General features: G+C 68.7%; 21 protein-coding genes, 2 tRNA genes and 1 pseudogene. 10 read left to right on the forward strand and 14 right to left on the reverse strand.

What is annotated here, in order from left to right; genetic code table 11:
* The coding region (locus tag K4G64_RS09425) for a serine/threonine-protein kinase (protein WP_221755569.1) at positions 1-929 on the reverse strand (929 nt) is incomplete at its 3' end.
* Between the two features lie 299 nt (positions 930-1,228).
* Complete coding sequence (locus K4G64_RS09430) at positions 1,229-1,777, reverse strand: DNA-binding protein (RefSeq protein ID WP_190900819.1); 549 nt, start codon at positions 1,775-1,777, stop codon at positions 1,229-1,231.
* A gap of 181 nt (positions 1,778-1,958) precedes the next feature.
* Between K4G64_RS09430 and K4G64_RS09435 the strand changes: the two genes are divergently transcribed.
* A tRNA-Ala gene (locus K4G64_RS09435) sits at positions 1,959-2,031 on the forward strand.
* A gap of 160 nt (positions 2,032-2,191) precedes the next feature.
* On the opposite strand, the gene K4G64_RS09440 is transcribed toward K4G64_RS09435, so the two are convergent.
* Positions 2,192-2,893, reverse strand: a complete 702-nt coding sequence (locus tag K4G64_RS09440; RefSeq protein ID WP_221755570.1) for a DUF5324 family protein — start codon at positions 2,891-2,893, stop codon at positions 2,192-2,194.
* 337 nt (positions 2,894-3,230) lie between these two features.
* Between K4G64_RS09440 and K4G64_RS09445 the strand changes: the two genes are divergently transcribed.
* Positions 3,231-3,758, forward strand: coding sequence for a peptidylprolyl isomerase (locus tag K4G64_RS09445; protein WP_221755571.1), 528 nt, complete (start codon positions 3,231-3,233; stop codon positions 3,756-3,758).
* Between the two features lie 88 nt (positions 3,759-3,846).
* Positions 3,847-4,737, forward strand: coding sequence for a rhomboid family intramembrane serine protease (locus tag K4G64_RS09450; protein ID WP_221755572.1), 891 nt, complete (start codon positions 3,847-3,849; stop codon positions 4,735-4,737).
* Between the two features lie 254 nt (positions 4,738-4,991).
* Here the strand turns inward: K4G64_RS09450 and crgA are convergent, their stop codons facing one another.
* Positions 4,992-5,246 carry a cell division protein CrgA gene (gene crgA, locus K4G64_RS09455; RefSeq protein WP_221755573.1) on the reverse strand — a complete coding sequence of 85 codons (255 nt, stop codon included), beginning with the start codon at positions 5,244-5,246 and terminating at the stop codon, positions 4,992-4,994.
* Between the two features lie 139 nt (positions 5,247-5,385).
* Here crgA and K4G64_RS09460 point away from each other — a divergent pair, with 139 nt between their 5' ends.
* From K4G64_RS09460 to K4G64_RS09485, 6 genes are read left to right on the forward strand one after another with little or no spacing between them, the layout of a single operon-like run.
* Positions 5,386-6,168 carry a DUF881 domain-containing protein gene (locus tag K4G64_RS09460; RefSeq protein ID WP_221755574.1) on the forward strand — a complete coding sequence of 261 codons (783 nt, stop codon included), beginning with the start codon at positions 5,386-5,388 and terminating at the stop codon, positions 6,166-6,168.
* 20 nt (positions 6,169-6,188) lie between these two features.
* Positions 6,189-6,866, forward strand: a complete 678-nt coding sequence (locus K4G64_RS09465) for a class E sortase (protein ID WP_221755575.1) — start codon at positions 6,189-6,191, stop codon at positions 6,864-6,866.
* Positions 6,867-6,883: 17 nt separating this feature from the next.
* Entirely contained in the window at positions 6,884-7,081 is a 198-nt protein-coding gene (locus K4G64_RS09470; RefSeq protein ID WP_033309918.1) for a hypothetical protein, read from the forward strand.
* A complete protein-coding gene (locus tag K4G64_RS09475) occupies positions 7,078-7,716 on the forward strand; it encodes an aminodeoxychorismate/anthranilate synthase component II (protein WP_221755576.1) in 639 nt (212 codons plus the stop codon). The genes K4G64_RS09470 and K4G64_RS09475 overlap by 4 nt, the downstream gene beginning before the upstream one ends.
* Positions 7,713-8,843 carry a class E sortase gene (locus K4G64_RS09480; RefSeq protein WP_221755577.1) on the forward strand — a complete coding sequence of 377 codons (1,131 nt, stop codon included), beginning with the start codon at positions 7,713-7,715 and terminating at the stop codon, positions 8,841-8,843. The genes K4G64_RS09475 and K4G64_RS09480 overlap by 4 nt, the downstream gene beginning before the upstream one ends.
* A 13-nt stretch (positions 8,844-8,856) precedes the next feature.
* Positions 8,857-9,606, forward strand: coding sequence for a class E sortase (locus K4G64_RS09485; RefSeq protein ID WP_221755578.1), 750 nt, complete (start codon positions 8,857-8,859; stop codon positions 9,604-9,606).
* A 94-nt stretch (positions 9,607-9,700) separates the two neighbouring features.
* Here K4G64_RS09485 and K4G64_RS09490 read toward each other — a convergent pair whose 3' ends face one another.
* From K4G64_RS09490 to K4G64_RS09520, 7 genes are all read right to left on the reverse strand, one after another.
* On the reverse strand, positions 9,701-10,732 hold the full coding sequence (locus tag K4G64_RS09490; RefSeq protein ID WP_221755579.1) for a restriction endonuclease: 1,032 nt from the start codon (positions 10,730-10,732) through the stop codon (positions 9,701-9,703).
* A 191-nt stretch (positions 10,733-10,923) separates the two neighbouring features.
* Positions 10,924-12,942 (reverse strand): Stk1 family PASTA domain-containing Ser/Thr kinase, encoded by a 2,019-nt coding sequence (gene pknB / locus K4G64_RS09495; RefSeq protein WP_221755580.1) that lies wholly within the window; start codon positions 12,940-12,942, stop codon positions 10,924-10,926.
* A 169-nt stretch (positions 12,943-13,111) separates the two neighbouring features.
* Positions 13,112-14,590, reverse strand: a complete 1,479-nt coding sequence (locus K4G64_RS09500) for a penicillin-binding protein 2 (RefSeq protein ID WP_221755581.1) — start codon at positions 14,588-14,590, stop codon at positions 13,112-13,114.
* Entirely contained in the window at positions 14,587-16,035 is a 1,449-nt protein-coding gene (locus K4G64_RS09505; RefSeq protein WP_221755582.1) for an FtsW/RodA/SpoVE family cell cycle protein, read from the reverse strand. The genes K4G64_RS09500 and K4G64_RS09505 overlap by 4 nt, the downstream gene beginning before the upstream one ends.
* Positions 16,036-16,057: 22 nt before the next feature.
* Complete coding sequence (locus tag K4G64_RS09510; RefSeq protein ID WP_260460231.1) at positions 16,058-17,611, reverse strand: Stp1/IreP family PP2C-type Ser/Thr phosphatase; 1,554 nt, start codon at positions 17,609-17,611, stop codon at positions 16,058-16,060.
* A gap of 140 nt (positions 17,612-17,751) precedes the next feature.
* Complete coding sequence (locus K4G64_RS09515; RefSeq protein ID WP_142161889.1) at positions 17,752-18,267, reverse strand: FHA domain-containing protein; 516 nt, start codon at positions 18,265-18,267, stop codon at positions 17,752-17,754.
* A 10-nt stretch (positions 18,268-18,277) separates the two neighbouring features.
* A complete protein-coding gene (locus K4G64_RS09520) occupies positions 18,278-19,138 on the reverse strand; it encodes a DUF3662 and FHA domain-containing protein (RefSeq protein ID WP_221755584.1) in 861 nt (286 codons plus the stop codon).
* Between the two features lie 480 nt (positions 19,139-19,618).
* On the opposite strand from K4G64_RS09520, the gene K4G64_RS09525 reads away from it, so the two are divergent.
* Positions 19,619-19,705 (forward strand) — tRNA-Leu (locus tag K4G64_RS09525).
* Between the two features lie 389 nt (positions 19,706-20,094).
* On the opposite strand, the pseudogene K4G64_RS09530 reads toward K4G64_RS09525, so the two are convergent.
* The 3 genes and pseudogenes from K4G64_RS09530 to K4G64_RS09540 form a co-directional block, all read right to left on the reverse strand.
* Positions 20,095-20,277, reverse strand: a pseudogene (locus K4G64_RS09530) (sensor histidine kinase KdpD); the annotation flags it as partial.
* Positions 20,278-20,433: 156 nt separating this feature from the next.
* Complete coding sequence (locus K4G64_RS09535) at positions 20,434-21,966, reverse strand: flotillin family protein (protein WP_221755585.1); 1,533 nt, start codon at positions 21,964-21,966, stop codon at positions 20,434-20,436.
* A gap of 104 nt (positions 21,967-22,070) precedes the next feature.
* On the reverse strand, positions 22,071-22,586 hold the full coding sequence (locus K4G64_RS09540; RefSeq protein WP_221755586.1) for a hypothetical protein: 516 nt from the start codon (positions 22,584-22,586) through the stop codon (positions 22,071-22,073).
* Between the last annotated feature and the right edge of the window lie 36 nt (positions 22,587-22,622).

The raw sequence follows: 22,622 nt of genomic DNA on the forward strand, positions 1-22,622 counted from the left end.
CCCGAGGAGCCGGGCAGCCCCTGCCTCGGCCCCAGCCCCTTCGCCCTCTCCAGCGGCCCCTCGGGAGCGAACCCCCCTGGAAGCGGGCCGAGTTGGTCGAAGATCTCGATCAGCTCGTCGTCCGGCCCCGGTTCCGGCAGGAGCTCCGCGGCGGCGGCGAGCGCCTTGCGTGCCCCCGTGGCCGTACGGAACCGGGCCGCCGGATCCGGCTGGAGCAACATGGCCACCACCTGCCACAACGGCTCCGGGATGCCCTTGGGCGCACCGGGCGTCCCATGCTCGGCGAAGTACTGGATGAGCGCCTTGCTGTCCGGCTTGGCCCCCTCCAGCAGATACAGCGCGACCAGCCCCACGGCGAACAGGTCGGCGGGGAAGTCCGGTTCGGCGCCCATCATCTGCTCGGGCGCGAGATAACCGGGCGTCCCGACGACGAGGTTGGTCTCCGTCAGGCGGGGCTCGCCCAGCCGCATCGCGATACCGAAGTCGGACAGCCGCAGCCGCGGCCGGCCCGTGCCGGTGGCCTCCAGCAGCACGTTGGCGGGTTTCACGTCACGATGCACGACGTCCTCCGCGTGCACCGCTGCCAGGCCCGCCAGCAACTGGTCGAGCAGGGTGCAGACGAAGGCCGGTGGGAGGGGACCGTAGTCCCCGACGAGATGGACCAGGGAACCGCCCGCGACCAGATCCATGGTGAACAGGACCTTGTCGTCGTCGGCGGCCCAACTGGTGGGAGCCAGTACATGGGGATGGTCGATCCGCAGGGCCTGTTCCCGGACGAAGCGCAGCAGCGAGTGCGCGTCGCTCTGGAGCAGGACCTTGGCGGCCACGTAGCGACGGCGGCGATGGTCCCAGGCGCGCCAGACGGCGCCGACCCCTCCGCGTCCGATCGGGTCGACCAGTTCGTACCGGCCGGCGAAGACCTCACCCATGGCTGTACGTCGCTCCTCCCCCTGCGGCTTCCCCCCTTGCCTCCCCCTCGGCGAGCGCTACGACTCCCCGACGGGCGAAACAGCCCCCTGAAACCCCTGAAACCCCTGGATCTCTTGGATCGCGAGAGTCCCCCGACTTCCCCGACTCCCCCGAGTCCTTCGACGAGCGGTACATCCCCCTCGCGTCGACCGGTCCCCCGTACGGAACACGCCCCCTCGTGCCCGTCCGTCCGCGACGCGTCCCCCGTCACCTCACCCTCAGCCCGCTGCCGAACCCCCTTCGGCGCCGGGCGGTGGGATCAGCTCTGGTGGGACTGGTAGTGCGTGACGGCGTCCGAGGTGCGGCCCGCGCCGTAGACCCGGAGGAACTCTGCCAGTTCCGGATGGGTCGGGGCGAGGGTGTCGGCGGCATCGATGATGTCGCCCGCCGCCGCCACCGACCGCAGCAGCGACTGGATCTCGCGGACGACCCGCTTGACCGTGGGCGCCCCCGAACTGCTCGTCGTCTGAGTGGTGTTGCTGAGCACCGACCCCCCTTGTGACTTCTTGATCTCCTCCATGCGCTCGGTGGCCTCGGCGGCACTCACGCTCCCGTCCGCGACCTGCCCCGCCAGGTCCTGCAGCAGCTGCACCCGCTGCACGACAGCCGGATTGCCGATCTTAGCCCGCTGACCGCTCATCAGCTGCGACAGCATCGGCGCGGACAGTCCCAGAACCCCCGCGAGACGAGCCTGGTTGAGACCAAGATCGTCGATGAGCCTACGGAAGAGCGCCCCCAGCGGCTCCCCGTACCAGTTCCGCTGCAGTTCCCGCGCTCTTGCGGTCGCTTCCTGCTGTGCGGCGTCCATTGCGTCTCCCCATCGCTTCCCCATGTACGGCGGTTCGCGGTAGCGAACCACGCCGAGCATCTTACGGAGAGTGGTCGGCGACGGGGACCCCCAATCTTTTTGCGGAACCACGGGGGTGACCCGGTACTCTGGTCTCCGACGCCCGCCGGGATGCGGTTTCTCCGGCCGGACGTACCCTCACGGGGCCTTAGCTCAGTTGGTAGAGCGCTGTCTTTGCATGGCAGATGTCAGGGGTTCGACTCCCCTAGGCTCCACCTCCGGAAATGCCCTCCGAACTGCGGAAACGCAGTATCGGAGGGCATTTTTCACGTACCGGGGCGGCCCCGGGCGGCCGGTGTTTCACGTGAAACAGCTCGGCGGGGCGGGAGACCCTCAAGTCTCCCGCCCCGCCGAGCTGTTGAATCCGGTGCGCCCTCAGGACCGGTCGTCGCCCCGAGAGGCCTCGTCCTCAGCCTGCTTGGCCTCGACCTCCGGGTCCAGGACCGACGGGCCGGTGCCGTCCACGGACGACAGGTGCCCCGACTCAGGGACCTCCGTCGCCGCCGGCGGCTCCACCAGCCAGTCCGGGTTGGCCTGCTTGTCCCACCACTTCCACGCGGCGAAAGCACCGCCCGCGACAGCGCCCAAGATCACCAGCGTCTTCATGGCCTTGCCGGCCCTGGCCCGCCGCTCGTGCTTGCGGACCAGCTTCTGGATCTCCTTGGACGTGACCTGGCCGCGCAGCGCGGCCAGGGCGGCCGCACTCCGGGCCGCGGCCTCGGTCGTGACGGGCACGGCCGCGGCCACCGCCTGCTCGATCCTCGGCCTGGAGTACTCCGCCGCCTGGCGGGCGGCCTTGCGGGTTCGTTCAGCGGCGTCCTGGGCGGCCTGGTCGACCTTCGGCGGCACATGCGTGCGGGCCTGCTCCAGATACGGCTGCACATACGTGCCGTACTGGACGCGCGCCTGCCCTGCGGCCTGCGTCACCTTGGGCGCTAGCCGTACGCGTGCCTCGTGTGCGTAGTGCGCGGCCCTGTCCTTGGCCGTGTCGGCGTAGGGCGCCACCACTTCCGCGGCGTGCAGCACGCTGTCCTTCGCCGAACCAGTCGCGGCGCGCACGCTGTCGATGCGGGTCACGGGTTCCTCCTCCTCGGTGGCGTACGGTATTTCGACTTTCCACCCTTTTACGGATCATGCCTCCTGGCGCACGACCAGGCATGCGCGGAAGGGCATCCGGGTCACGCAAGTCGGCATCCGGAGCCGATCACGCGCAATAGCGGATGAATAGGGGGCAACAGGAGCTTGTCGTCGACAATGCCACGGATCGCCGCCCAGCGCCCCCGCCCCGGGACGACTGGCCAGAATTTCCGCGGACACCCGCCGAGGGTTTCCCCCGCTGCACCGAGGCCGGGCGACGCGACAGCCGGACCGTGCGAGGATCAGGGGGTCACGGAAAGACAACGGAAGGCAGATCGTGGCCGAGCAGCTCTACGCCACCCTGAAGACCAATCACGGCGACATCGAAGTCCGGCTTCTGCCGAACCACGCGCCCAAGACGGTCAAGAACTTCGTCGAGCTCGCCCAGGGCGAGCGGGAGTGGACCCACCCGGAGACGGGCCAGAAGACCACGGACAAGCTCTACGACGGCACGGTCTTCCACCGGGTGATCAGCGGCTTCATGATCCAGGGCGGTGACCCGCTGGGCAACGGCACCGGCGGCCCCGGCTACCAGTTCGAGGACGAGTTCCACCCGGACCTGCGCTTCGACAAGCCCTACCTGCTGGCCATGGCCAACGCCGGCCCCGGCACCAACGGCTCGCAGTTCTTCGTCACCGTCTCCCCGACGGCGTGGCTGAACCGCAAGCACACCATCTTCGGCGAGGTCACCGACCCGGCCAGCCAGAAGGTCGTGGACACCATCGCCACGACCCAGACGAACCCGCGCACCGACCGGCCGCTGAACGACGTGGTCATCGAGTCGGTCGTCATCGAGACCCGCTGAGAGCGACGGCTTCCGCAGGGAACCAATCGCCCCGCTCATCCGTAAGGATGGGCGGGGCGGGCTTTTCTCACACGACCTAGGGGAGACCATGGACGACCAGGCTGCGGGCAGCCCGCAGGACGCCCACAGCGTCCCCATGTGCTACCGCCACCCGGACCGCGAGACAGGCATCCGCTGCACGCGCTGCGAGCGCCCCATCTGCCCCGAGTGCATGGTCAACGCCTCCGTCGGCTTCCAGTGCCCCGAGTGCGTCCGCACCGGTTCCGGCACGGGCCACTCGCCCACGGCCGCCATGCCCCGCACGATCGCGGGCGGCTCCATCGCCGCCGACCCCCGACTGCTGACCAAGATCCTCATCGGGATCAACCTGGCCGTGTTCATCGCCGTCCAGGTCCACGAGTCGCTGCTCAACGACATCGTCCTGCTCGGCGCCTGGCCGCCGGCGCCCTTCACGCCCACACAGGGCGTGGCGGGAGGCGAGTGGTACCGCATGGTGACGTCGATGTTCACGCACCAGGAGATCTGGCACATCGCGTTCAACATGCTCAGCCTGTGGTGGCTCGGCGGCCCGCTCGAGGCAGCCCTCGGGCGTGCTCGCTATCTCGCGCTCTACTTCATCTCCGGCCTCGCGGGCAGCGCGCTCGCCTACCTGCTCGCGTCCCCGAACACGGCCACCCTGGGCGCCTCCGGCGCGATCTTCGGCCTGTTCGGTGCCACCGCCGTGCTGATGCGCCGGCTCAACTACGACATGCGGCCGATCATCGCGCTGCTGGTGATCAACCTGATCTTCACCTTCAGCCCGGGGTTCAACATCTCCTGGCAGGCCCACATCGGAGGCCTGGTCGCCGGTGTTGTCGTCGGATACGCCATGGTCCACGCCCCGCGGGAGCGCCGCGCACTGGTCCAGTACGGCACCTGCGCCCTGGTCCTGGGTGTGGTCGTGCTCATGACCGTTCTGAGGACGGCGCAGCTCGTCTGACCAGGCGTTGTCCACAGCGGGTGTCGGATCTTGTGCATACGGTGCGGGAACACATGTGCCCCCTGTCACCGGCCTGCGTTTCCGCAGGTCACGCAGGGGGCGAACAAGTTTTCGAGTGCCGGTACTTCCGTCATACCGGCGTCAACGTCCAACTGGTTATCCACAGATCGTCTTCATTATCCCCATGTGGAAAACCGCTGTGGATAACTCAACGAACACCCCTGGGCAGAGCTGCGTTCACCGTGCGGTGACCGCTACTTCCACTGGGTCGAGACACCGAATCCGGCGGCGATGAAGCCGAAGCCCACCACGATGTTCCAGTTGCCCAGCGAGTCGATGGGCAGCGATCCGTCGGTGACGTAGAAGACGACGATCCAGGCCAGACCGATGAGGAACATGGCCAGCATGACCGGCGCGACCCAGGCACGGTTGGTCAGCTTGATGGCGGTCGTCTGCTTGGCAGGCGGCGGCGTGTAGTCGGCCTTCTTGCGGATACGTGACTTCGGCACGAGGGTCTCTCCTGTCGATGCGCTGCGTGGCCGCGCAGGTAACTGGGTCGGTCTCGGGGCAGCGTGAGGGGACTCCGATTGCTCCCCCGGGCGTCCGTTAGCGTAGTGCTTCCGCCGCGCCGAAGGAGATAAGGGTACGTTGAGCAATTCTGCCGACTCCCCCGGGACGGGATCCACCCCTGAGCGTGAGCGCCGTTTTCGGCCCGTGCGTGTCCTCACGGCGGCGGTGTTCGCTCTCGCGGGGCTCATCTTCTTCACCAGCTTCGACACCGCCAAGGGCACCAACATCCGGACTGACAGCTCGCTGCTGAAGCTGTCCGACCTGATCCACGAGCGCAGCCGGGAGAACGGCGAGCTGGACGAGACCAACGGCACGCTGCGCCAGGACATAGAGGCCCTCGCCGAGCGTGACGACGGCAGCACCAAGGCGGAGGACGACAAGCTCTCGGCCCTGGAAAAGCGTGCGGGCACGCAGCAGCTCAAGGGTGAATCGCTCACGGTCACGCTCAACGACGCCCCGCCGGACGCCACCGCCAAGCTGCCCGGCTACCCCGAGCCGCAGCCCGACTACCTGGTCATCCACCAGCAGGACCTGCAGGCCGTGGTGAACGCGATGTGGCAGGGCGGGGCCAAGGGCATCAAGGTCATGGACCAGCGGCTGATCTCCACCAGCGCCGTGCGCTGTGTGGGCAACACCCTGATCCTCCAGGGCCGCGTCTACTCACCGCCGTACAAGATCACGGCGGTCGGTGATCCGGGCAAGCTGCAGAAGGCGCTTGCGGCCTCCCCGGCGATCCAGAACTACATGGTCTACGTCAATGTCTACGGGCTCGGCTGGAAGGTCGAGGAGAACGGGCCGGTGACTCTGCCCGGCTACTCGGGCACAGTGGATCTGCATTACGCGAAGCCCGTGGAGCAGTAGCCGGACCGGGGGAGCTGCCGGTGCGCGTGATCGTCAGGACCGTCAGCGAGCTGTGTATCACCGTCGGCAGCCTGATCGTGCTGTTCGTCGTCTATGTGCTCTTCTGGACCGGTGTGAAGGCCGACGGCGTCATGGACGACCAGATCGACCTGCTCCGGAAGGAGTGGTCCCGGCCCCGGACGCCGGCCGCCGGCTCCCCTGTGGGTCCGGCGGAACCCGCGCCCTATGCCAAGGGCAGGCCTTTCGCGATCATGTACATCCCGCGGCTCGGTTTCACGTGGAACAAGCCCGTGCTCGAAGGCACCGCCACCGGCACGCTGAAGAAGGGTCTGGGCCATTACGCCGAGACGGCCCAGCTCGGGCAGCGGGGGAACTTCGCGGTCGCCGGTCACCGCCGCACCTACGGCGACCCGTTCAAGGACTTTCCCGAGCTCAGGCGGGGTGACGCCGTGGTGCTGACGGACGGCACGACCTGGTTCACGTATCGGATCGACAAAGGACCCTACAAAACAGTGCCCTCGGACATCGAGGTGATCGACCCTGTCCCACGTACATCCGGGTACGAGCGGCCGGGCCGTTATCTGACGCTGACCACGTGCGAACCGGAGTGGGGGCACAGTCACCGTCTGATCGTCTGGGCGCACCTGGACTCCACCCAGCCCGTGGAGGCCGGGAAACCGGAGGCGCTGCGCCGTTAGTCTGGTGGCTGTACGGCGTGGGTCTGGTGCCGTGGTACGACGGAAGGGACGGCATGTACGGCTGGATCTGGCGGCATCTGCCGGGGAACACGTGGGTGAAGGCAGTGATCTCACTCGTCCTGGTCGTGGCCGTGGTCTACGTCCTCTTCCAGTACGTCTTCCCGTGGGCGGAACCGCTGCTGCCCTTCAACGATGTGACGGTGGACAACCAGTGAGCGCGCGCATTCTCGTCGTCGACAACTACGACAGCTTCGTCTTCAACCTGGTCCAGTACCTCTATCAGCTCGGTGCCGAGTGCGAGGTCCTGCGCAACGACGAGGTGTCGACGGCGCACGCGCAGGACGGTTTCGACGGGGTCCTGCTCTCTCCGGGTCCCGGCACGCCCGAGCAGGCCGGTGTGTGCGTCGACATGGTCCGGCACTGCGCCGGCACGGGTGTCCCGGTCTTCGGTGTCTGCCTGGGCATGCAGTCGATGCAGGTGGCGTACGGCGGTGTGGTGGACCGGGCGCCCGAGCTGCTGCACGGCAAGACCTCCCTGGTCGAGCACAACGGTGGCGGTGTCTTCGCCGGCCTGCCCTCTCCCTTCACGGCGACGCGTTACCACTCGCTGGCCGCCGAGCCCGCCACGGTCCCGGCGGAGCTGGAGGTCACCGCGCGCACGCACGACGGCATCGTGATGGGCCTGCGGCACCGGGAACTGCCGGTCGAGGGCGTGCAGTTCCATCCGGAGTCGGTGCTGACCGAGCATGGGCACCGGATGCTGGCCAACTGGCTGGTGGAGTGCGGCGACCAGGGTGCGGTGGCGAGGTCGGCCGGGCTCGCCCCGGTGGTGGGCAGGGCTTCGGCGTGACCGCCCTGCGCCCCGAGCGCGAGTCCGACACCTCGTACGGGCAGCAGTCGTACGGGGCGCGGGGTGCGTTCGAGGAGTGGTCGGGCGGGGAGACGTACGGTGTGTCCCCGCAGTCGCAGCCGCAGCAGCCGTACGCGTCGTACGCACCCGTCCCGGAGGAGGCGTATCTGCCGCCCGCCGACGAGGAGACGGTGGCGCTGCGGCTACCGGATCCACCGCCGGAGGCCGGCGACTCCACAAGGGGTTCTGCGGGCTCTTCCGCCTCGCGGCAGGACGGGCCCGCCCATGGAGGGCGCGCGGCCCGCAGGAAGGCCGCCAAGCGCCGTCACGGGCGCCATGGTGGTGCTTCGGACGCCCCGTCGGCCGCTCACGGCGGCCGCGACACCGGCGCGGGCAGCTCGTCGCGGGCGCCGCTGTCGCGGGTCGAGGCTCGGCGGCAGGCGCGGGCGCGCAAGCCGGGTGCGGCGGTCGTCGCGAGCCGGGCGATAGGAGAGGTGTTCATCACCACCGGCGTGCTGATGCTGCTGTTCGTCACCTATCAGCTGTGGTGGACGAACGTCCGGGCGCATGCCCAGGCCGGCCAGGAGGCCAGCAGTCTTCAGAACGACTGGGCGAGCGGCAAGCGCAACCCTGGGGCGTTCGAACCGGGGCAGGGCTTCGCCATCCTGCACATCCCGAAGCTGGACGTGGTCGTTCCGATCGCCGAGGGCACCGGCAGCAAGGGCGTGCTCGACCGGGGCATGGTCGGTCACTACGCCGAGGGTGCGCTGAAGACGGCGATGCCCGGCGATAAGAGCGGGAACTTCGGGCTGGCGGGTCACCGCAACACCCACGGAGAACCGTTCCGGTACATCAACAAGCTCGCTCCGGGCGATCCGATCGTCGTGGAGACGCAGGACGAGTATTTCGTCTACAAGATGGCGTCGATCCTGCCGGTGACGTCGCCGAGCAACACGAGTGTCCTGAATCCGGTGCCCACGGGTTCCGGATTCACCAAGCCCGGCCGCTACATCACGCTGACCACGTGCACGCCGGAGTTCACCAGCAAGTACCGGATGATCGTCTGGGGCAAGATGGTCGAGGAACGGCCGCGCAGCAAGGGCAAGCCGGATGCGCTCGTCAGTTAAGGGCAGATGACCAGTGGCAGCGACCACCGACACCGACCACGAGAAGCACACCGGCGGGGCGTCCCGGCCGCCTGCGGCACGTCGCAGGCCCGGCCCGATCGCCATGGCGGTCAGCTTCTTCGGGGAACTCCTCATCACCGCGGGCCTGGTCCTCGGCCTGTTCGTCGTCTACTCGTTGTGGTGGACGAACGTGGTCGCCGACCGCGCGGCGGGCAGGCAGGCCGACAAGGTCCGTGAGGACTGGGCGCACGGCCGGGGCGGCCCTGGTGCGCTGGACACCAAGAACGGCATCGGCTTTCTGCACGTGCCCGCGATGAGTGGCAGCGAGGTCCTGGTCGAGAAGGGCACGTCGAACAAGATCCTCAACGACGGCGTGGCCGGCTACTACACCGATCCCGTCAAGGCGACGCTGCCGATGTCGGGCAAGGACGGCAACTTCTCCCTCGCCGCCCACCGCGACGGGCACGGGGCGAAGTTCCACAACATCGACAAGATCAAGAAGGGCGACCCCATCGTCTTCGAGACGAAGGACAAGTGGTTCGTCTACAAGGTCTACGGCATCCTCCCCGAGACCTCGAAGTTCAACGTCGAGGTCCTCTCCAAGATCCCGAAGGAGTCCGGCAGGAAGAAGCCGGGCCGCTACATCACGCTGACGACCTGCACGCCGCTGTACACGAGCACGTACCGGTATGTCGTGTGGGGCGAGCTGGAGCGGGTGGAGAAGGTGGACGGGGATCGGACACCGCCGAAGGAACTGGGCTGACCGCCTTCTTCGGGGGCGTTGGGCCGCTAGCATGACGGAGGCCCGAAGCCGCAACTTTCTCTTGCGACTTCGGGCCTTTTCGGCGCTCGGGCCGCTACTCCAGGACGTCTAGGGGCGTCCCGCCGCTCCATTCCTCGAGCAGCCCGCGGTGGACGGTGGTGATGCCGCTTTCGGCGGCGATGTTGAGGGCGTCGCGGGTGAAGGGGCATGTCGCCACGAACAGGGCCGCCTCGGAGTCGTGCAGGACCTTGGCGGCGCCGAGGAACTTCTGGACTTCGGGGCTGGTGATGGAGAGGTGGGGTGCGAACCTCTTGCACTGGACGACGAGGCGCCGCCCGTCGGCCGTGCGCGCGGTGATGTCGATGCCCCGGTCCCTTCCGCCGCCTTGCAGGACGACGTCGGTGCAGCCGTCACGGCGGAGCAGTCCGGCGACGTGTTCTTCGAACTCGCGCCCGTTCATGGCGTCCATGGCGGCCATGACTCCGGCGAGGGGACGGTCCTCCCGTGGGCTTTCCAGCCGCTGCAGCCGGGTGTGGTGCTGCCGGAGTCGCTTTTCGATGTGCTGGACGCCTGCCCGGAGGGCGATGAGCTCTCGCCGGTGCTCGCCCGAGGTTTCGATCAGGGCGTTGAACATGGGGACGACGGTTGTGCCCAGGACGTGGGTGATGCGCTGGTCGATGCGGGCGTCGAGGGAGGCGGCGTCCATCGGGGCGGGGTTTTCCACAGGCTGTGTGCGTGTCAGGTACTCCGTGTCGAGGAGGTACACACGCACCTGACGTGCGACGTCGCTGTCTCGGAGGAGCATGGCGATGTTGAGGACGGCGCGCCGGGGGAAGAGGGCCAGGGATCGGGTGCGTGACTGGATTCCACTGAGTTGCTTGAAGTCACTCAGTTCTGTCCCTGTCAGAACTCGATAGCCGCTCGCTTCGAGTTCTGCACGGTGGTCGTGCACGAGAGCGCGGATGACTTCTACCGTCACCGAGAAGTACGACGCCACCATCGCGGTCGTCACATGCATCCCGTCCGGCAGCAGCGACAGTGCCTTGACCCTGTCGAGTACGTCCGTGCGGGCGAGCACGCTGCCGCGCAAGGTCGGTGATTCCAGCAAGGCCGTTTCGTTGATCACGTTCTGCCCTTCGGCTCGTGTGGCCGGGGCGGGTTGCGATTCCCCACCCCACCCGGTGAACGAGTCGGGACATATGAAGACACGATCGATGGACGCACGCTTTTGCGGGTCTGTCGTCGGCCGTGCACGGCAGAGCCCCCGGTCTCTGTGGGGCCGGGGGCTCTGGGGTGGGTCGGTGTGGTGCGGGCGGGTCAGTCGTCCTCGTTGCTGCCGCTGAGGCCGCCGAAGATGCCGCCGTTGCCGTTGCCGCCGTTGTTGTTGCCTCCGACGCCGACGGTCTGGAGGGTGATCGTGGTGGCCGCCGGGTCGTCGACCTCCTGGTTCGGACCCGGGTTCTGGCCGGCCACCAGGGCGTTGTCGCTCTGGTCGCTGCCGCCCGCGAACTGGATGTTGGTGAAGCCCTGCTGCGCGAGGATCTGCTTGGCCTGGCCGACGGTCTGGCCGACGACCTGGGGGACCTTGACCTTCTGCTGCTGCTTCTTCTTGCCGATCTGGATGTTGACCGAGGAGTTCGGGTCGACCGACGTGCCGGCCTGCGGGGTGGTCTGGATGACCTTGCCGACCTGGTTGTCGTCGTCGGTCTCCACCTCGGTGCAGTTGCCGACCAGGTCGCTGGCCTGCATCTGCTGCTTGGCGGCGTCACAGCTCTGGCCGAGTACGTCCGGGACGGTGGACTTCTCCGCCTCCTTGGCGACGGTCAGGGTGATCGTGGAGCCCTTCTCCTGCTCCGTGTCGCCCTTCGGATCCTGGTCGGTGACCACGCCGGGGGTGCGGTCGGACTCCTCGGTTTTCTGCTCGACCTCGAAGCCCTTGTCCTCGAGTTGGGCCTTGGCCTTGTCGTAGGTCAGGCCCGTGACGTCCGGCACGGTCACCTTCGGCGCCCCGGTCGACACGACCAGGGAGATGGTGTCGCCCTTGTTGACCTCGACCCCGGGCTCCGGGTTCTGCTTGCAGATGTTGCCCTTGATCTGGTCGTCGCAGGGCTCTTTGGTGGTGCTCAGCTTGAGGTCGCTGTTCTTCGCCAGTTGCTGGGCGTCGGCCAGCTTCTCGCCGACGAAGTTGGGCGCCGCGAGCTTGTCGTTGCTCGCGCCTCCGTCGCCGCTGAACGCCCACCGGCCGATCAGGATCGCTCCGACCAGGACGAGGATGCCCGCGACCACCAGCAGGATCGTGGAGGTGTTGGACTTGCGCTGCTGGCCGCGGCGGCGGTCGGGGCGGTCGTCGTAGCCGTAGCCGCCGTCGTCCGGGTTCATCGGGGGCAGCATGGATGTGGCGCCGGCGCCGGAGTCGGCGCGCAGGGCCGTCGTCGGCTGGTCGTCGGGGTAGCCGCCGTAGCCCACGGCGCCCATGGCGGCGGTGGCGGCGACCGGCTGGCCGTCCAGGCAGGCCTCGATGTCGGCGCGCATCTCGTCGGCCGACTGGTAGCGGTAGTCCGGGTCCTTGACGAGGGCCTTCAGCACGATCGCGTCCATCTCGGGCGTGATCTCGGGGTCGAAGACGCTCGGGGACTGCGGCTCCTCGCGGACGTGCTGGTAGGCCACGGCCACCGGGGAGTCGCCGACGAACGGCGGACGGACGGTCAGCAGCTCGTAGAGCAGACAGCCGGTCGAGTACAGGTCGGACCGGGCGTCGACCTGCTCGCCCTTGGCCTGTTCCGGCGAGAGGTACTGGGCGGTGCCGATGACCGCGGAGGTCTGCGTCATCGTCATGCCGGAGTCGCCCATGGCGCGGGCGATGCCGAAGTCCATGACCTTGACCTGGCCGTTGCGCGTCAGCATGACGTTCGCGGGCTTGATGTCGCGGTGGACGATGCCCGCGCGGTGGGAGTACTCGAGGGCCTGGAGGATGCCGATGGTCATCTCCATGGCACGCTCCGGCAGGAGCTTGCGGCCGGAGTGCAGCAGTTCACGCAGCGTCGAGCCGTCCACGTACTCCATGACGATGTACGGGATCGACACGTTGTCGATGTAGTCCTCGCCCGTGTCGTAGACCGCGACGATCGCGGGATGGTTGAGCGAGGCGGCCGACTGGGCCTCCCGGCGGAACCGTGCCTGGAAGGAAGGGTCACGCGCGAGATCCGCGCGCAGCGTCTTCACCGCCACGGTGCGGCCGAGGCGGGTGTCATGCGCGAGGTAGACCTCCGCCATGCCACCACGCCCGAGCACCTGGCCCAGTTCGTACCGGCCGCCGAGGCGACGCGGCTCTTCCATAGCTACCTACCAGCCCTCTCCGTCGGTCCCGACCGGCACGCTTGTACGGTCGGAGGCTGCCGTCCGGGCCTACCGTACCCGGCTCGCTTTGTGTGACCTGGCCAAGCCCGTCAGCCGATACAGGACCGGTATCGCAACGTGCACCGATGTGAAGCAGGCGTGAGCGGGGTCACTTCTTGCTGTCGATGACCGCCTCCATCACGTTCCTCGCGATCGGCGCCGCGAGGCCGCCGCCGGAGATGTCGTCACGGACGGCGTTGTCGTCCTCGACGACGACCGCCACGGCGACCGGCGAGCTGCCGTCCTCGCCCTTGGCGTAGGAGATGAACCAGGCGTAGGGGTTCTCGCTGTTGTCGACGCCGTGCTGGGCGGTACCGGTCTTGCCGCCCACCTTGACGCCGTCGATCTTGGCGTTGGAGCCGGTGCCCTTCTCGACGACGGTCTCCATCATCGACTGCAGGATCTGGGCGTTCTCCGCCGACAGCGGCTGGCTCAGCTCCTTCGGGTCGGTCTTCTCGATGGGGTCGAGGCCGGGCGACTGGAGCTCGTCCACCATGTACGGCTTCATCAGCTTGCCGTCGTTGGCGACGGCCGAGGCGACCATGGCCATCTGCAGCGGGGTCGCGGCGGTGTTGAACTGACCGATCGAGGACAGCGCGGTCTGCGAGGGGTTCATGTCGTCGGAGAAGACCGAGGCGTTGGCGCGGACCGGGGTGAAGTGCTCCTCGCCGAAGCCGAACTTCTTTGCCATGTCCAGCATCTTGTCGTTGCCCAGGTCGGCGCCGATCTTGCCGAAGACGGTGTTGCAGGAGTACTGGAGGGCGACCCGCAACGTCGCGTTCTCGCAGGGGATGTTGCCCTCGTTGGGCAGCTTGGTGGTGGTGCCTGTCATGACCCACGGGTCCGGCGAGTTCGTCTTGGCGTCGGCGGACGTGTACAGCCCGTCCTCCAGCGCCGCGGCCGCGGTGACGACCTTGAAGGTGGAGCCGGGGGGGTAGGTCTCGCGCAGCGCCCGGTTGAGCATCGGGTCGTTCGGGTTGTTCTTCTTCTGCAGCTTGTTCCAGGCCCCGCCGTCCTTCGACGTGGAGTTGCCCGCGAAGGAGGAGGGGTCGTAGGACGGGTAGGAGGCGAGGGCGAGGATCTTGCCCGTGGACGGATCCAGGGCGACGACGGAGCCCTTGCCCCCCTGTCGCTTCAGGCCGTTGTACGCGGCCTTCTGCGCGGCGGCGTTCAGCGTCGTGACGACGTTGCCGCCCTGCTGCTTCTTGCCCGTGAGCATGTCGAGCGTGTTGCGGAAGAACAGCCGGTCGTCGTTGCCGGTGAGGATGCCGTCCTCGAGGTTCTCGATCTGGCTGGCGCCGAAGGCCTGCGAAGCGTAGCCGGTGACGGGCGCCCACATGGGGCCGTCCTTGTAGGTGCGCTTGAACTTGAAGTCGCTGCCCGGCGTCTCGGCGGAACCGGTGATCGGCTTCCCGTCGACGATGATGTCGCCGCGGGGGGAGGCGTAGCGCTCGATGATGACGCGGCGGTTGTTCTTGTCGGTCCTGAGCTCGTCGGCCTGGACGTACTGGATCCAGTTGTCACGGATCAGCAGGGCCAGGACGAGCAGGCCGCAGAAGATCGCGATCCGGCGCAGGGGCTTGTTCATGACGGGCGGACCACCTGGGTCATCTCGGCGTCGGGGTTGGCGGCGGGAGCGGGTGCCGGGCGGCGGGCCGTGTCGCTGATTCTCAACAGGATGCCGATCAGGGCCCAGTTGGCGATCACGGAGGATCCGCCGTACGCCACGAACGGCAGCGTCATACCGGTCAGCGGGATGAGGCCCATCACACCGCCGGCCACGACGAAGACCTGGAGGGCGAAGGCGCCGGACAGGCCGATGGCCAGCAGTTTGCCGAACGGGTCGCGGGCCGCGAGGGCGGTGCGCACGCCGCGCTCGACGATCAGGCCGTAGAGCAGCATGATCGCCATGACGCCGGCCAGGCCCAGTTCCTCGCCGAAGGTGGCGAGGATGAAGTCGGAGTTGGCGGCGAAGCCGATGAGGTCGGAGTTGCCCTGTCCGAGACCGGTGCCGAGCGTGCCGCCGGAGCCGAAGGCCCACAGGGCCTGCATGGCCTGCTCGGTGTGGCCCAGTTCGCCCGCCCGGCTCAGCTCGAACTCGCGCATCGGGTCCAGCCAGGCCTGCACACGGGTCTGGATGTGCGGTTCGAAGCTCGCCACGCCGACGGCGCCGACCGCGGACATCAGCAGACCGAAGACGATCCAGCTGGTCCGCTCGGTGGCGACGTACAGCATGATGACGAACATCCCGAAGAACAGCAGGGACGTACCGAGGTCGGTCTCGAAGACGAGGATGAGGATCGAGATCACCCAGACGACGAGGATCGGACCGAGGTCGCGGCCGCGCGGCAGGTACAGGCCCACGAAGCGGCGGCTGGCCAGGGCCAGGGCGTCTCTCTTGACCATGAGGTAGCCGGCGAAGAACACCGCGAGGGCGATCTTCGCGAACTCACCGGGCTGCAGCGTGCCGAGGCCGGGGATCTTGATCCAGATCTTGGCGCCGTAGATGTTGGCGCCGAGTCCGGGCACGAGCGGCAGAACCAGCAGCAACAGCGCACCGGCCATGGAGATGTACGTGTAGCGCTGCAGGACCCGGTGGTCCTTGAGGAAGAGCAGCACGACCACCAGCAGGGCGACGCCCATCGCGGAGTACAGCAGCTGCCGGGGAGCCGCCTCTACGAACTGCTTGCTCGCCTGCAGCTTCTCCGACTGATCCAGGCGCCAGATGATGACCAGACCGAGCCCGTTGAGCAGCGTCGCCAGCGGCAGCATCAGCGGGTCGGCGTACGGCGCGAACTTCCGTACGGCGAGATGGCCCACGCCCGCGAGCAGGCCGAGCCCGAGCCCGTAGCTCAGCAGGCCCGGCGGCACCGAGTCGTGGAGGGCCAGGCCGACGTTGGCGTAGGCGAACACCGGGATGACGACGGCGAACACCAGCAGTGCGAGCTCGGTGTTGCGCCGGCTCGGCGCGCCGATGGCGCCGATCGTGGACGTGTGGTTCGTCGGCGAGTGCGACGTATTCGTACCGCTCATCGTGTGACAGGGCCTCTCACGGCTACTGCTTACCGCACAGCGAGACGACCTTCTGCTCTTCCTCCGAGAGGCTGGGGCCGGGGCTGGGAGTGGGTGCGGTCGTGGTCGGGGGCGTGGACTTCTCCGGGGCCGACGGTGAACCCGACGGGCTGGACGGGTTCGGCGTCGGTGTGGCCTTGGACGTGAAGGAGGCGGGAGTGGTTCCCGTGGTGCCCCCGGCCTCGCCTTCGCCGGTCTTGGAGTTGTTCTTGCTCTCGGCGTCGCGCCGCTGCGCCTCCTTCTTGCACGCGGAGGCCTGCACCGACAGTTCCTGGATCTTCGCCTGGGCGTCCTTGAGTCCGCCCTCGGGGATGGTCGCCTCGACCAGCTTCTGCTGGTAGGGCGGCAGGTACTTGAGTTCGATCTCGGGGTGGTCCTTCTCGACCTTCGAGAGCGAGACCCAGGCGAGGTCCTGGCTGATGCCCCGGTACAGGGCGACGTGCTCGTCCTCGGTGCCGACGTAGTACTGCGTCTGCGTCCAGCGGTATCCGCCGTAGAGGCCGCCGCCGATGACGGCGAGCGCGAGGGCGCCGTAGAGGGATCTCTTCAGCCACCGGCCCTTCTTACGGGGCTTGGTGAAGTCGTCGTCGCCGTAGTCGAAGCCGGTGGCCGGGATGTAGCCGGTGGTGTCGCCGGATCCGGGCGGGCCGAACTCGCCGCCTCCGCTGCGGCCGTGTCCCTGGCGGCCGAGCCCGGAGGCGCGGCCGGCGGGGGTCTGCATGATGCCGTTGTCGTGCAACTGGTGCTGGTTCTCGGCGACGGCGCCGACCACGACGGGGGTGTCGGACAGCTGCCCGGCGAGGGTGTCGCCGGTGTCGAGGTCGAGGACGTCGGCGATGATGACCGTGATGTTGTCCGGGCCGCCGCCGCGCAGCGCCAGTTCGATGAGGTTCTGGACGGTCTCCTGGGGGCCCTGGTAGCTGGCGAGGGTGTCCTCCAGGGTCTGGTGGGACACCACGCCGGACAGGCCGTCGGAGCAGATGAGGTAGCGGTCGCCGGCGCGGACCTCGCGGATGGACAGGTCCGGCTCGACGTGGTCGCCGGATCCGAGGGCGCGCATCAGCAGCGAGCGCTGCGGGTGCGTGGTCGCCTCTTCCTCGGTGATCCGGCCCTCGTCGACCAGGCGCTGCACCCAGGTGTGGTCCTGGGTGATCTGGGTGAGGACGCCGTCGCGGAGCAGGTAGGCGCGCGAGTCGCCGACGTGCACCAGGCCGAGGCGCTGACCCGTCCACAGCAGGGCGGTCAGGGTGGTGCCCATGCCTTCCAGCTGGGGGTCGTCCTCGACCATCGAGCGCAGTTGGTCGTTGGCGCGCTGCACGGCGGTGCCGAGCGAGGTGAGGACGTCGGAGCCGGGGACGTCGTCGTCGAGGGCGACGATGGTGGAGATGGCCTCGGAGGAGGCGACCTCACCGGCCGCGGCGCCGCCCATGCCGTCGGCGATGGCGAGCAGGCGCGGGCCGGCGTAACCGGAGTCCTCGTTGCCCTCCCGGATCATGCCCTTGTGCGATCCGGCCGCGAAGCGCAGTGACAGACTCATGCGCACCTCGCCTGTCGGCTCCGGGTACAGCCGGTCGTGTCGAGCCACACTGCCCACCCTCCGGTCGGGAGCGCGCGGGGGGCCGGGGTGGGGCCCGCCACTGCGTGCTCGCTCCGCTCGCGCCTATCCATGATGTAGCACTACTTCCGCAGCTCGATGACGGTCTTGCCGATGCGGATCGGCGCGCCCAGCGCAATCGGTGTGGGAGTCGTCAGCCGGGACCGGTCCAGGTACGTGCCGTTGGTGGAGCCGAGGTCCTCGACGATCCACTGGCCGTCGCGGTCCGGGTAGATCCTGGCATGGCGGCTGGAGGCGTAGTCGTCGTCCAGCACGATCGTCGAGTCGTGCGCCCGGCCCAGGGTGATGGTCTGGCCCTGGAGCGCGACCGTGGTGCCGGTGAGGGTGCCCTCGGTGACGACCAGCTTGGTGGGGGCGTTGCGGCCGCGCCGTCCTCCGGCGGGCTGCTGGCGCTGCTGCGGCGGCGCCTGGCGGGCGGCGGCGGCCTGCTGCTGCCTGCCTGCCTCGCGGCGCGAACCGCGCTGCGTGACACGCGTACCGAACAGGTCGCTGCGGATGACCTGCACGGCCACGATCACGAACAGCCACAGTACGGCCAGGAAACCCAGCCGCATGACCGTGAGGGTCAGCTCTGACATTGCCCCCGCTTCACCCTTCGGCTTGCCGGTAAATGATGGTGGTGCTGCCCACGACGATCCGCGAGCCGTCGCGGAGCGTAGCGCGGGTGGTGTGCTGCCCGTCCACCACGATGCCGTTGGTGGATCCGAGATCCTGGATCGTCGAGGGCGTTCCGGTCCGGATCTCGCAGTGCCGGCGGGAGACGCCGGGGTCGTCGATCCGCACGTCGGCGTCGGTGCTGCGGCCCATCACGAGCGTCGCGCGGGAGATCTGGTGGCGGGTGCCGTTGATCTCGATCCAGTGGCGGGTGCGTCCGCCGGCGGCCGGGGGCCGCTGGCCGCTCGCGGCGGGCGGGTAGCCGTAGCCGCCGGGACGGCCGCCGGGGGGCGGCGCGGACGGCATGGGCGGGGCGCCGGAGGGTGCCGCGGACGGCGGGTAGCCGTAGCCGCCGGGGCGTGAGCCCTGCGGGGCGGCGGGTGCGGCGGCGCCGCCTCCGGGGCCGGCCTGCTGGCTGCTGGAGGAGGCGAGCGTGCGGCTGCGCACCCGGTACAGGCCGGTGTCGAGGTCGTCCGCCTTCTCCAGGTGCACCTTGATCGGGCCCATGAAGGTGTAGCGCTGCTGCTTGGCGTAGTCGCGGACCATGCCGGCGAGCTCGTCGCCGAGCTGGCCGGAGTAGGGGCTGAGCCGCTCGAAGTCGGGGGTGCTCAGCTCGACGATGAAGTCGTTGGGCACGACCGTCCGGTCGCGGTTCCAGATGGTGGCGTTGTTGTCGCACTCGCGCTGCAGCGCTCCCGCGATCTCCACGGGCTGGACCTCGGACTTGAACACCTTGGCGAAGGTGCCGTTGACCAGACCTTCGAGACGTTGCTCGAACTTCTTCAGGACTCCCATGGGGCACCTCCTCCTTGGCTGCCGTCCTGTGTACTGCCCTGCGGGCCGCTTGCCGGGTTCTGCTGGTACTGCTTACTGATCGTATCCACGCGTCGGTCGATCGGCTGGTTCCCCCTGTCAGCGCGGCCGACGGGTGTCGACGCCTGACGAAGTTCCCTGTGGGGCTCCTCTTCGAACTCCTCCGGTGGTACTGCTGCGCGTAACCGCCTCCGGTATGCCTGCAAGGATCGTAGAGGCGTCCGAAGACCAGTGTCCCGCACCTGACTGTGGACCCCGACCCCCTCCTGCGGAGACGGCGGGTACCGGTACGAGGTTGATACGTGAACCGGTACGGGTTGATACGTGGCAGGGACATCGAGGGTTCGGTGGGGGGTCTGCCTGCGGGGACAAGGGATGTGAACCCACCCCTTCCAGCGTGCTAATGTTCTGGGTGTCGGAAGGCGCCCGCCCCAAGGGGCAGACGCCCAGGACACACCCAATGCGCGGGTGGCGGAATAGGCAGACGCGCTGGATTCAGGTTCCAGTGCCCGCAAGGGCGTGGGGGTTCAACTCCCCCCTCGCGCACCATGGAGCACCGAGAAAGTGCTCTAGCTGCACCGACGGAATGGGCGGCATCGCGATGGCGATGCCGCCCATTCCTGTTTCTGCGGTGTGATGTCCGTCTCTGGGCATGGTGAAGCGGATCGTCGGTGACTGAGGGCCCGGTCCGCTTTCGTGTGTGGATCTTGCTTGACCGGTTCTCGGGGTGCGCGCTCTGTGAGGAAGGTCTCAGCGCTGCGTGATGTGGCCCTTGGGGGTCCACGTGCCCAGGGGCTTGGTCCTGCGGCGGCGAGTGGGCCGTCGGCGGGGCCGTTCGCCGCCAAGGGCGATGGCGTCGGCCCAGGAGGCGAGTTTGCGGCGGTTGGCGTGGGCGAGCGGGAAGGCCAGGAGGAGGGTCTGGGCGGCGATGCCGCACAGATCTTCGATACGCCGTGCTCGCCCCTGTACTGCTGCAGGTATTCGTCCACCCCGTCGGCCACCCACAGCAGCGCCGGCTCTCGCAGGGCGGTTAGGTTGCCGGGCCGGAAGTGGTTGGAGAGGGCCGCGTCGATCTTGTCCGGCTTGTAGATGTTGCCGTGTGCCATCCGGCGGCGCAGGGAGGTGTCGCGCCGCGTGTGCTCGGGAGGGCTTCGGCGTGGAACCACCGGAGGAGCCAGCAGCCGCTGAAGGGGCCGGCAGCGCCGTCTGCCGCGATCGCCACAGGACGGGGCCCGGCGGCACACTGCCGCGCGGGCCCCTGTGCCGGCTGCCTACTCTCAGCCGATCTGGATCTTTCCGTTGGCCTCGGCGGTGGCCGGCGTGGTCGAGGGCTGGACGTCGCTGTTGCGCTGGGTGATGTTCTTCAGCAGCTCGGCGAGGTCGACTCCCGTGGTCGAGCTGAGGAGTTCGACGCCCTGGGCCACGTTGTCGGCGACGGTGCGGGACAGCTGGCTGGCGCCGTCGGTGGAGATGACCGTCATCTTGTCCACCGCGCTGAGCGGCTCGGACGCCTTCGCGACGACCTGCGGCAGCACTTCGACGAGCATCTGCAGCACGGCCGCGTCGCCGTACTGGGCGAAGGCGTCGGCCTTCTTGCGCATCGCCTCGGCCTCGGCCTCTCCCTTCGCGCCGATCGCCGCCGCCTCGGCTTCGCCCTCCAGCCGCACCGCCTCGGCGATCGCCGCACGCCGGGACCGTTCGGCCTCGCCCTGCTTGAGGCCCTCGATCGCGTGGGCCTCGGCCAGGGCGCTGCGCTGCTGCTTCTCGCCCTCACCCGTGAGCCGGGCCCGCTCGGCCTCCGCCTGTGCGGCGGCGATGCCGGCCGCCTTGTCCGCTTCGGCCTGCTTCACGCGGGCGACGCGCTTGGCCTCAGCCTCCTGTTCGGCGGCGTAGCGCTGGGCGTCGGCGGGCTTGCGGACCTGGGTGTCGAGCTGTCGGTCGGTGAGTTCGGCCTGCCGTTCGGCGACCTTCTCCTGCTGGGCGAGGATCTCCTGCTGACGTGCGGCCTCCGCCAGCGGGCCGGCGGCCGCCGCCCGGGCCGCGGCCTCGTCGGTCTCGGCCTTTATCTCGGCCTGCTTGAGGTAGAAGGTCCGCTGCGCGATCGCGATCTCCTCCTCGGCCTTCAGCCGCGCCTGCTCGGCCGCGCGCCGGGCGACCGCCTCGGCGATGTCGGCCTCCTGCTTGGCGCGGGCGGCCTCGGGCCGGCCGAGGTCCTCGAGGTAGGAGCCCTCGGTGGTGATGTCCTGGATCTGGAAGGCGTCCAGCACCAGGCCCTGCCCGGACAGGCTCGCCTCCGCCTCTTCCGCCACCTGTCCGGCGAACGCGGCCCGGTCCCGGATGATGTCCTCCACCGACATCCGGCCCACGATGGCGCGCAGCGCGCCGGAGAGCACCTCCTGGGTGAAGCCGACGATGCCGTCCTGCTGCATCAGGAACCGCTGGGCGGCGGCCCGGATGGCGTCCTCGCCGCCGCCGACCTTGACGATGGCGACACCCTCCAGGTTGGCCTTCACACCGCGCAGCGTGACCGCGCCGCGCACCGCGACCGGAATGTGCCGCGAGGACAGGTCGAGCGTGAACCTCTGCAGCACGAACGGCACGACGAACACGCCACCGCCGACCACGACCTTCTGGCCGCTGTTGTCGGTGAACACCCGCCCGGTCTCAGGGTCGGTGGCCTTCTTGCCGCGCCGCCCGGTGACGATGAACGCCTCGCTGGGCCCGGCGACCTTGTACCGGCTGACGACGACCAGCGCGAGCAGTACGAGGAGTACGAAGACTCCTCCCACCGCGATGGCAACAGAGCTCATGGTGATGTCCCCTCAGCCCTCCCAGAGGACGGCATTCGGTAAAGGGTGTGTGGATGAGAACGGCACCTCGGCCGGGTGCCGGAAAGGAGGACCGTTTCGCCGGGTCAGCGTTCGACGGGGCGTACGGACACGGCCGACTGCGACAGCGCCTGCTCGACCCAGACGTCGGCTCCGCGGGTCACGGCAACCGAACTCTTGGCTGCAAACTTCCTCGGCTGCCCGGCCACGTGCACCAGCACCTCGCCGTAGCCCTCGGCGGGGATCGCGGTCACCACCGAGCCGGACGCGCCGACCAGGTCGGCGTCACGCGGAGCGGCGCTGGAGGAGTCACGCATCAGAGCAAGGCTCAGGCGGTAGGCGAACCAGCCGGTGAGGGCACCGGTCGGCACCCCGATCACCGCGGCTCCCACCGGCCCCAGTCCGGTTGCCCCCATGACGATCGCCGCGGAGAAACCGAACATGGACAAGAACCCGGCGATCACCGGCAGCGACAGCAGCCCATCGAGCAGGCCGTCCACCACGGCGACTCCGTCGAGTAGTCCTTCGAGTACGCCGTCAAGGACGAACGACAGGGCAAGGAGGACGACCCCCGCTATGCCGAGCCCGAGAAACCAGGCCATCCGCGCACACCGCCTCTCCTTGCCCATCCCCCGTTG

It is taken from the genome of Streptomyces sp. WAC04114 (assembly GCF_019733245.1).
GTDB classification, from domain to species: Bacteria; Actinomycetota; Actinomycetes; order Streptomycetales; family Streptomycetaceae; genus Streptomyces; species Streptomyces massasporeus_A.

What these genes read in the sequence shown, in the direction of transcription:
- K4G64_RS09430 (WP_190900819.1), bottom strand. Translation starts at nt 1,777, where the DNA reads ATGGACGCCGCACAGCAGGAAGCGACCGCAAGAGCGCGGGAACTGCAG.
- K4G64_RS09450 (WP_221755572.1), top strand. Translation starts at nt 3,847, where the DNA reads ATGGACGACCAGGCTGCGGGCAGCCCGCAGGACGCCCACAGCGTCCCC.
- pknB (WP_221755580.1), bottom strand. Translation starts at nt 12,942, where the DNA reads ATGGAAGAGCCGCGTCGCCTCGGCGGCCGGTACGAACTGGGCCAGGTG.
- K4G64_RS09500 (WP_221755581.1), bottom strand. Translation starts at nt 14,590, where the DNA reads ATGAACAAGCCCCTGCGCCGGATCGCGATCTTCTGCGGCCTGCTCGTC.
- K4G64_RS09505 (WP_221755582.1), bottom strand. Translation starts at nt 16,035, where the DNA reads ATGAGCGGTACGAATACGTCGCACTCGCCGACGAACCACACGTCCACG.
- K4G64_RS09510 (WP_260460231.1), bottom strand. Translation starts at nt 17,611, where the DNA reads ATGAGTCTGTCACTGCGCTTCGCGGCCGGATCGCACAAGGGCATGATC.
- K4G64_RS09515 (WP_142161889.1), bottom strand. Translation starts at nt 18,267, where the DNA reads ATGTCAGAGCTGACCCTCACGGTCATGCGGCTGGGTTTCCTGGCCGTA.
- K4G64_RS09520 (WP_221755584.1), bottom strand. Translation starts at nt 19,138, where the DNA reads ATGGGAGTCCTGAAGAAGTTCGAGCAACGTCTCGAAGGTCTGGTCAAC.
- K4G64_RS09535 (WP_221755585.1), bottom strand. Translation starts at nt 21,966, where the DNA reads ATGAGCTCTGTTGCCATCGCGGTGGGAGGAGTCTTCGTACTCCTCGTA.
- K4G64_RS09540 (WP_221755586.1), bottom strand. Translation starts at nt 22,586, where the DNA reads ATGGCCTGGTTTCTCGGGCTCGGCATAGCGGGGGTCGTCCTCCTTGCC.